The 6,911-nt window shown below is 66.5% G+C and carries 3 protein-coding genes and 3 pseudogenes; 4 read left to right on the forward strand and 2 right to left on the reverse strand.

Annotated features, from left to right (window positions below):
* Nucleotides 1–703, forward strand: a 703-nt coding sequence (locus tag AC08ON_RS14805; RefSeq protein WP_476617171.1) for a hypothetical protein, incomplete at its 5' end; no start/stop codon positions are given.
* Nucleotides 704–876: 173 nt separating this feature from the next.
* Here AC08ON_RS14805 and AC08ON_RS14810 read toward each other — a convergent pair.
* A pseudogene (locus tag AC08ON_RS14810) lies at nt 877–1,257 on the reverse strand (DDE-type integrase/transposase/recombinase); the annotation flags it as partial.
* 148 nt (nt 1,258–1,405) lie between these two features.
* Between AC08ON_RS14810 and AC08ON_RS14815 the strand changes: the two are divergent.
* Nucleotides 1,406–1,540, forward strand: a pseudogene (locus AC08ON_RS14815) (NADPH-dependent FMN reductase); the annotation flags it as partial.
* A 31-nt stretch (nt 1,541–1,571) separates the two neighbouring features.
* Nucleotides 1,572–1,691: pseudogene (locus AC08ON_RS14820) on the forward strand (IS6 family transposase); the annotation flags it as partial.
* A 233-nt stretch (nt 1,692–1,924) separates the two neighbouring features.
* On the opposite strand, the gene dnaE reads toward AC08ON_RS14820, so the two are convergent.
* Nucleotides 1,925–5,476, reverse strand: a complete 3,552-nt coding sequence (gene dnaE, locus AC08ON_RS14825; protein WP_476608117.1) for a DNA polymerase III subunit alpha — start codon at nt 5,474–5,476, stop codon at nt 1,925–1,927.
* A 278-nt stretch (nt 5,477–5,754) separates the two neighbouring features.
* On the opposite strand from dnaE, the gene AC08ON_RS14830 reads away from it, so the two are divergent.
* Complete coding sequence (locus tag AC08ON_RS14830) at nt 5,755–6,465, forward strand: IS6 family transposase (protein ID WP_476608118.1); 711 nt, start codon at nt 5,755–5,757, stop codon at nt 6,463–6,465.
* Nucleotides 6,466–6,911: the final 446 nt, after the last annotated feature.

Below are 6,911 nucleotides of genomic sequence, written 5' to 3' on the forward strand. Positions count from 1 at the left end.
TGTCGAGCTCGTCCAGCGACGGGGTGGGCTCCTCACGAACAAGGCACGTAACCCTGACCAGGAGGCAGCCCTCACACGTCTTGATCGCTTCTTCGGAGGCGACTGGTGGCGCGAGATCTACCTCGACTCTCGAGGTGGCGGGTCGACTCTCACCGCGAGCCAGGACGCCCTCGCCGTCGTTGACGAGTTCCGCAAGAAAGTCCGGGCGCAGACCGGGCATGGCGCCTTCTGCGTTCCGATCCGCCGGAAGCCGCACCACCTTCCGCTGTTCATCCTGGTGCTGTTTTACCAACGCCCGGTCGCGACCTGGAAGTTCAACGAGGCCGCTTCCGGGGCCAATGCCGACTGGAGGGCAGCCTGCCGAGGCGAGGAGCTCGCCGAGGATGAAGACCGGCGACAGGGGCAACTCACCCTCGACGAGCTCCTCCCGTCGCCCGAGCAGCAGGCCGCAGATGAAGCAGAGAGACTGGGGCGGGAGTGGGTGGCCGAGATCTCGAACAACCTCCGTCTGCTCGCCTCCGAGAAACACCCAGTCCCACTCCTTCCCCGCATCGTCGACGTGTACGGTCAGACGCTCGGCCTGGCCCGCGACAAGCACGTCCGTCGCGCTTGGGACGCACTCGCCAAGGCGAACGTTGTACGCCCCCGGGGCAAGGTCCGGTACGTCTACCAGGACACCATCGCCTCGGTCGGCGCCCCCTGACCCGCCGCGAGCCTCCTGCACAGCGGACAGCGGCCTACCTGACGCGGCCACGACTGGCCAGCGGACTCGACAACCTGCTGGGCCGTTCATCGACGCCGTCGCTTACGGACGATCGCCAGGCACTGTTGCGTTACGGGGAAGCTGAGCATGCCAGCGGCCGGTGTGGCTGCCTGTCAGACGGCGGCGGCGAGCTCAGCGAACGCGGCTGCCAGCCTCATCTGCCGGTTGCTGTCGATCCCGAGTTCGTAGTGGCCGCGGCGGATGTTCTGGACCAGAGCATGCCCGGAACTGATCGTCTGGACCGACCGGAGGCGTTTCAGCCCGCGCATCGGCCGGAGCCGTGCTTTCAACCGGCCATGGTCGGCTTCGATCCGGTTGTTCTCCCGAGGGGCGTCGACGTGGCAGGCCTCGGGCAGCAGCTCGTCGAGAATCCTCGGGTAGACCGAGGCCTTGTCGGTCGTGACCTCGGCCGGTCGCCGACCATGTGTCAGCGCGCGGGTGAAGAAACCGCGGGCAGCGGGCTGGTCGCGGCAGGTGCTGGCGAGGACGTCGATTGTCGGAACCGGTGGACGGACGCGACGTCGACGCATCACTCGATCATGACTGATCGGCGGCCTCCGGACAGCGGACTCCGCCGATGCAACAGAGCCGTTCCGGGCACCTACCCGGCGCGAGAGCGGATCCTGCAGATCCGCGAAATACACCGAGTGGCAGGCGAAGCCCGTGGGTTTCGTCTCCTACGGCGGTCATGCGGGCGGGCTGCGTGCGGTGGAGCACCTGCGTCAGGTATTCGCCGAGCTGCACGCGTTCACCGTCCGCGACACTGTCAGTTTCCACACGCCGATGCGTGTCACCGGCGCCCGGTCATTCCGCACGCGCCTTGGTCCAGAACATCCGCCGCGGCCACTACGAACTCGGGATCGACAGCAACCGGCAGATGAGGCTGGCAGCCGCGTTCGCTGAGCTCGCCGCCGCCGCCGCCGTCTAACAGGCAGCCACACCGGCCGCTGGCATGCCCAGCTTCCCCGTAACGCAACAGCGCCGAACCAGCCAGCCACACACCCGCACGAAGACCAGATAGAGCAGGCGGATGGACACAGCTGACCATCATGCCGGCAGCCCGCTCCACCGCGTCAGCGCGTCAGCCCAGCTCACGGGCCCAAGCCGACTTCTGGCACCCCACAACCTCGGCAGGCTGTCCCGCCTCCGGCGACGGGTCGCTCATACGGTGACCGCTCGGGCACCCAGCAGGGCCTTGAGGTCCCCGAGCAGCGAACTACTCGCCTGCACCTGGAGTTCGAGCAGGAGCAGATGCGTGTTCTGCGGGCCTTCGAGACGCAGGTGCACCGGAGTTGTCCCGGGATGGGTCGTCAGGACGAGTTTGAGGTCATCGACCAGCGGTGGTGTGATCTTGTGTGACGGCAGAGTGATGACGACCAGCGGTCCGTTCACGTGCGTCGCGACATCGACCACCGTCAGGTCCTGGGCGAACAGCGAGACCGACCCCTCCCGCTCGTTGATCCTGCCCCGCACCGAGATGACCGCGTCGGTCACGAGCGCGTACGAATGGACCTCGTAGGACTGGGGGAAGAACACCACCTCGACGGAGGCGTCGAGATCCTCGACGGTCACGATCGCCCACGCTTTGGCGGTGTTCTTGTTGATCCGCTTATCGATCTTGCTGATGATACCGGCGATCTGTACGGTCGTCCCGTCGCTGGCCTCGGCGAGGTCGACGATCCGGGTGTCGCGGTGGCGATCCAGCGCCCGCTCGGCACCCTCCAGCGGATGCGAGGACACGTACAGGCCGAGCATGTCGCGTTCCTGGGCCAGCAGCTCCTTCTTCGGCCATTCGGGGCCGGACAGGTCCAGGTCGAGTCCTAGCGCCGGGCTCTCCTCCTCCTTGCCGGCGCCCCCGTCGCCGAACAGGTCGAACTGGCCGATGGCCTCGGCCCGCTTCGTGATGATCACCGCGTCGATCGCGTTCTCGTGCACGTTGACCAGCACCCGGCGGTGATGGCCCAGCGAGTCGAACGCCCCGGCCTTGATCAGCGAGTCGATGGTGCGCTTGTTGCACACCCCGATGTCGACCTTCTGCAGGAAGTCGGCGAACGACTCATACGCGCCCTTCCTCCGCCGGGCCGCGGCTATCGAGGCGACGACGTTCTCCCCAACATTACGGACGGCCCCCAGGCCGAAGCGGATCGAGTCCCCGACCGCACCGAACCGCAGGTCCGACTCGTTGACGTCGGGGGGCAGGACCTGGATACCCATCCGGCGGGTCTCCGCCAGGTACACCGCCATCTTGTCCTTGTCGTCACCGACGGACGTCAGCAGCGCCGCCATGAACTCGGCCGGGTAGTTGGCCTTGAGGTAGGCCGTCCAGAACGACACGACGCCGTACCCGGCGGTGTGGGACTTGTTGAACCCGTAGCCGGAGAACGGGACGAGTACGTCCCACAGCGCCTGGACCGCCGCGTCGGTGTAGCCCCTCTCCTTCATCCCGGCGGAGAACCGAGCGAACTCCTTGTCCAGGATCTCCTTCTTCTTCTTACCCATCGCGCGGCGCAGCAGGTCGGCGCCGCCAAGGCTGTAGCCGGCCAGCTCCCGGGCGATGGCCATGACCTGCTCCTGGTAGACCACCAGATGGTAGGTCTCGCCGAGGATGGGCTCCAGCGCCTCGGCGAGCTCGGGATGGATCGGGAGGATCTCCTTGCGGCCGTTCTTGCGGTCTGCGTACTCGATGTGGCTGTTGGCCGCCATCGGTCCGGGCCGGTAGAGCGCGAGCACGGCGGCGATGTCGCCGAACTTCGTCGGTGCCATCAGGCGCAGCAGGTTCCGCATCGGCCCGCCGTCGAGCTGGAACACCCCGAGCGTGTCCCCGCGGGCCAGCAGCTCGTACGTCTTGGCGTCCTCCAACGGGAGGGTGGACAGGTCGATGTCGACGCCGCGGTTGCGCTTGACGGCTTCGATCGCGTCACCGATGACGGTGAGGTTCCGCAGCCCGAGGCAGTCCATCTTGAGCAGGCCCATCTCCTCGCACTGAGGAAACGGGAAGCCGGTGATGATCGCGCCGTCGTTGTCCCGGCGATGGATCGGCAGGACATCCAGCAGCGGCTCCGAGCACAGGATGACCCCGGCGGCGTGGACACCAGTGCCGCGGGTGAGCCCCTCCAGCCCCCGCGCGGTGTCGATGACCTTCCGAACCTTGGTGTCGGTCTCGTACTGGGCCCGGACCTCGGCGGCCTCACCGTACCGCTCATGGTTCGGGTCGAAGATCCCGGCCAGCGGGATGCCCTGGCCCATCACATCCGGCGGCATCGCCTTTGAGATCTTGTCACCGAGGGCGTAGTCGTAACCCAGCACCCGGCACGAGTCCTTGATCGCGGCCTTGGCCTTGATGGTGCCGAAGGTGTTGATCTGCGCGACGCGGTCCTCGCCGTACTGCTCGGTGATGTAGCGGATCACCTCACCGCGTCGACGTTCGTCGAAGTCCAGGTCGATATCCGGCGGGCTGATCCGCTCCGGGTTGAGGAACCGCTCGAAGATCAGCGCGTGCTTGATCGGGTTCAGCTCGGTTATACCCAGGATGTAGGCGATCATCGACCCGGTCGCCGATCCACGCCCCGGACCCAGCCCGATGCCCCGATCTCTCGCGAACTTGCAGATGTCGGCGACGACCAGGAAGTAAGCCGGGAAACCCATCTTGTCGATCACGCCGACCTCGTAGTCGACGCGCTCGACCACATCGGCGGGCACGCCCGCAGGGAAGCGCCACGTCAGTCCGCGGTCGATTTCCTTGCGCAGCCAGGACAGCTGCGTCTCACCCGCGGGGACAGGGTAGCGCGGCATCCGGTCCACAAACTTGAAAACATCGTCGTAGGACTCGACGCGCTCGGCGATAAGCAGAGAGCTGTCGCAGGCCCCGGGGACCTCACTGTCCCACAAGTTGCGCATTTCCTCCGAAGACTTGAGATAATATCCCGATCCGTCGAATTTGAAACGGGTCGGATCGTCGAGTTTTTTACCGGTGCCGACGCACAGCAGCACCTCGTGGCTGCCCGCCTGGTCCTCGGTCACATAGTGCGAGTCGTTCGTGGCCAACGGGCGGAGTCCCAGCCGCTTGCCGATGTCGAGCAGCCCCTGGCGGACGCTGCGCTCGATCGGCAAACCGTGATCCATCAACTCCAGGAAGAAGTTGTCCGCGCCGAAGACCTCCTGGTAGGTGGCCGCTGCCGCGAGCGCCTTGTCGAACTGGCCCAGACGAAGCCGGGTCTGCACCTCACCTGACGGACAGCCCGTGGTCGCGATGATCCCTTCGGAGTACTGGGAGACCAGCTCGTGGTCCATCCGCGGCTTGCGGTAGTAGCCCTCGATCGACGCGATCGACGACAGCCGGAACAGGTTGCGCAGCCCGGCGGCGTTGGCTGCGAGCATCGTCATGTGGGTGTAGGCGCCGCCACCGGACACGTCACCGCCCTCACCCGCAGGGTCGACGTCGCGCTGCGAGCGTTCCCCCCACAGGACAGGCCGCTTGTGGTGGCGCGACTCGGGCGCCAGGTACGCCTCGATCCCAATGACCGGCTTGACACCGGCGGACTTCGCACCCTGATAAAATTCGTAGGCACCGAACATGTTACCGTGGTCGGTCATCCCGACGGCCGGCATCCCCAGCTTCGCCGCTTCCTTGAAAAGCAGGCCCGTTTTCGCCGCACCGTCCAGCATCGAATACTCAGTGTGCACATGGAGGTGAACAAAAGAATCCGTCGGCATCCCAGTCCCCTCTCGCCCACAACGGCCCGCCGGTCGGAGTCTAACCCCGCCACCCAGAGCCACCGGAGAGGCACGCGGCACAACAGCCCCTAAGCGCGTTGATCCTCCAAAGACAATTCGTTGAGATCAATGGTGGACCCGTCGACATACCCGAGAACGCAGCGACGCGATGAGGCGCGCCCTGCGCCGTGACCAACCACGTGCCGCGCGAGCGCGCCGGCTCTGTTGCATCGGCGGAGTCTGCTGTCCCGCGGCTGTCGATCGGTCATGATCGTGTGATGCGTCGACGGCGTGCCTGTCCACCGGTCCCGACATCGGAGTTCGCGGGGTTTCGGTTCCCACCTGAGGTGATTGTCCTCGCTGTCCGCTGGTACCTGCGGTACGCCCTGTCCTACCGGGACGTCGAGGAGCTGCTCGCCGAACGCGGCCCCGAGGTCGACCACGTCACGGTCTACCGGTGGGTGCAGCGCTTCACGCCCTTGCTGGTGGAGGCGGCCCGGCCGTGCCGGCACCTGCCCGGGGACAGGTGGTTCGTCGACGAGACGTATGTCAAGGTCGCCGGCCGGTGGACGTACCTGTACAGGGCGGTTGACCAGCACGGGCAGGTCATCGACGTCCTCGCCAGCGCACGGCGCGACCAGGCTGCGGCACGCCGGTTCTTCACCGCGGCGCTGTCTCACGGCCGCCGGCCGGTCGAGGTCACCACCGACAAGGCCGCCGTTTACCCGCGGATCCTCGACAAGCTGGTACCCGAAGCCTGTCACGTGGATGCCGCGCGGGAGAACAACCGGATCGAATCCGATCACAGCCGGTTGAAAGCCGGGCTCCGCCCGATGCGCGGACTGAAACGGCTGCGCTCCGCCCAGACGATCAGCGCAGGGCATGCCTTCGTCCAGAACATCCGCCGCGGCCACTACGAACTCGGGATCGACACCGACCCGCACGCACGGCTGACAGCCGCGTTCACCGAGCTCACCCTCGCGATCTGATCACCCGTTCGGCAGGGTCAACCATGCCCCGCCTTCCCCCAACGCAACAGACCCTCATAGCGCACTCCCAGGATGTCAGGGGCTCCCTGACACCCTGGGTTGTCAGGGAGCCCCTGACAACCGCCAGGCGCGTTCGCGTACCGGAAGCTCTCGTCGCGTCGTTACTGAGACACGCTCCTAGCATCGGGCCGCCCACCGGCTGGTCCGTCGGCGGAGGTTCGCGGACGCCCGATATGATGTGGGCTGCCCGTTCCGCTGCGTGCCCGAGGCGTCGCCGGGCGCTGGCCGTCACGCGCGGGACCGGGTAGCCGTCGTGCAGTCTGCTCGTGTCCGCATGGAGGAGCCCCGTGAGCACCCGGGTCGAGACGCTGGAGTTTCAGGCCGAGGCGCGTCAGCTTCTGCAGCTGATGGTCCATTCGATCTACTCGAACAAGGACATCTTCCTG

The sequence above is a fragment of the Frankia sp. CoWAU3 genome (assembly GCF_977971855.1).